At 55.4% G+C, this 1,014-nt stretch carries 1 pseudogene; it reads left to right on the top strand.

Annotation, left to right across the window (positions count from 1 at the left end):
• Window positions 1–406 precede the first annotated feature (406 nt).
• Window positions 407–967, top strand: a pseudogene (locus tag FTV17_RS15435) (tyrosine-type recombinase/integrase); the annotation flags it as partial.
• Between the last annotated feature and the right edge of the window lie 47 nt (window positions 968–1,014).

The raw sequence follows: 1,014 nt of genomic DNA, 5'->3' as shown, positions 1-1,014 counted from the left end.
TATTTTTCATGGTATTACCAATTAGCAGGAAAATAAGCCATTGAATATAAAAGATAAAAATGTCTTGTTTACAATAAAGTGGGAATAATTCGGGCCTATCCGAACGCCGCCGGCGGCCGCCGATCACCGCACGCAAGTAACTGAAATCATTAATTAAATATACTGCCGTCTATCGCGGTCTATCGCGGGGCAAGCCTCGCAATAGACGGTATGGCTGACGGTATGGCGACTCTTGCCGCATCGCCAAAACGAATATACCGTCAGGGGTAAGAGAGCTTCTGACGGTATTTTTTCTGTCTTATTCCCTTGATAATAATAGGAAATTTGCCATTCAGGTAGGCCAATTTGGGCCTGACGGTATATCGGGCGGCTCTCAGGCGTTTTTGAACGATCTCGGAGGGTCGAAATGCTGACTGACGCTGGCATCAAAGCACTGAAGCCAAAGAATAAATTATATAAGGTCGTAGACCGTGACGGTATGTACGTCGTGGTCAATCCCTCGGGGGCGGTCGTGTTCCGGTATGACTACCGCCTCAACGGGCGTCGGGAGACTTTGACGCTGGGCCGCTACGGCGCTTCCGACCTGTCGCTGGCGCGGGCGCGCGAGAAACTGATCGACGCCAAGCGCGCCATACTTGAAGGACGGTCGCCCGCCCGAGAGAAGCAACGCGAGAAGCGCCGCATCAAAGAGGCAAAGAGCTTCGGCGAGTTTGGCGAACGCTGGTTGCTGGAGGCGAAGATGGCCGACAGCACCCGCGCGATGCGCCGCTCGATCTATGAGCGGGACATTCTTCCGACCTTTCGGAATCGTCTGCTGACGGAAATCAGCCCCGACGATCTCCGCGCCATGTGCGCCAAGGTGAAGGCACGGGGAGCCCCGGCAACAGCCGTCCACGTCCGCGACATTGTGAAGCTCGTTTATGCCTTCGCGATCCTGCACGGGGAAAAGGTGCCGAACCCGGCCGATACCGCGATGATGCCGCCCTCGACGAAGATAGCGGGCGCGTAGGCGTC

The organism is Acinetobacter sp. YH12239, from assembly GCF_013417635.1.
Taxonomy (GTDB): domain Bacteria; phylum Pseudomonadota; class Gammaproteobacteria; order Pseudomonadales; family Moraxellaceae; genus Acinetobacter.
Note: the sequence above shows the minus strand (reverse complement) of the source record. Positions and strands in the feature narration are given on the sequence as shown.